At 67.6% G+C, this 940-nt stretch carries 2 protein-coding genes; both read left to right on the top strand.

The genetic code is table 11. The features are described from left to right. The coding region (locus AACH06_RS30095) for an ABC transporter ATP-binding protein (protein WP_341429522.1) at positions 1-522 on the top strand (522 nt) is incomplete at its 5' end. A 149-nt stretch (positions 523-671) separates the two neighbouring features. Continuing rightward, on the top strand, positions 672-940 hold a 269-nt coding region (locus tag AACH06_RS30090; protein ID WP_341429523.1), incomplete at its 3' end, for an ATP-binding cassette domain-containing protein.

Below are 940 nucleotides of genomic sequence, written 5' to 3'. Positions count from 1 at the left end.
TTCCAGAACATCCGGCTGTTCGCCGAGATGACGGCGCTCGAGAACGTGATGGTGGGCCGCCACGTGCGCACCCAGTCCGGCCTGCTTGGGGCGGTGTTCCGCACCCCCTCGTTCAAGAAAGAAGAGGCCGAGATCGCCAAGCGGGCGCAAGAGCTGCTGGACTACGTGGGCATCGGCAAGTACGCCGAGTTCAAGGCCCGCACGCTGAGCTACGGCGACCAGCGGCGCCTGGAGATCGCCCGCGCGCTGGCCACCGACCCGAAGCTGATCGCACTCGACGAGCCGGCCGCCGGCATGAACGCCACCGAGAAGGTGGTGCTCAGAGAGCTGATCGACCGCATCCGCAAGGACGGGCGCACGATCTTGCTGATCGAGCACGACGTGAAGCTGGTGATGGGGCTGTGCGACCGGGTGACGGTGCTGGACTACGGCAAGCAGATCGCCGAGGGCACCCCGGCTGACGTGCAGCGCAACGAGAAGGTCATCGAGGCCTACCTCGGTGCCGGCCACAAAGTCCATTGAAGGAATGGAGCCCCCACGGCCCCTCGCGGGGCCTGTCCCCGAGGGGGCTCGCGCAGCGGGCCGGCCGAGCCGGACCTGCGCACGCCAGTTGAAGCGGGCGGCGCTGCGCGCGCCGTGACGACAAAGGAATCGATATGAGCCAACAAACCATGCTCAAGGTGACGGGCCTGAAGGTCGCGTATGGCGGCATCCAGGCGGTCAAGGGCGCGAGCTTTGAGGTCAACCAGGGTGAGCTGGTCAGCCTGATCGGCGCCAACGGTGCCGGCAAGACCACGACGCTGAAGGCGGTCACGGGCATCCAGCCGATCGCCGCCGGGGCGGTCGAATACATGGGCAAGCCGATCAAGGGCCAAGGCGCCTGGGATCTGGCACGCCAGGGGCTGGTGATGGTGCCCGAGGGCCGAGGCACCTTCACCCG

Source organism: Ideonella lacteola (assembly GCF_038066555.1).
Lineage (GTDB): Bacteria > Pseudomonadota > Gammaproteobacteria > Burkholderiales > Burkholderiaceae_C > Ideonella > Ideonella lacteola.
The sequence above is the reverse complement of the archived record's forward strand: the minus strand, read 5'-3'. Positions and strand labels throughout refer to the sequence as shown.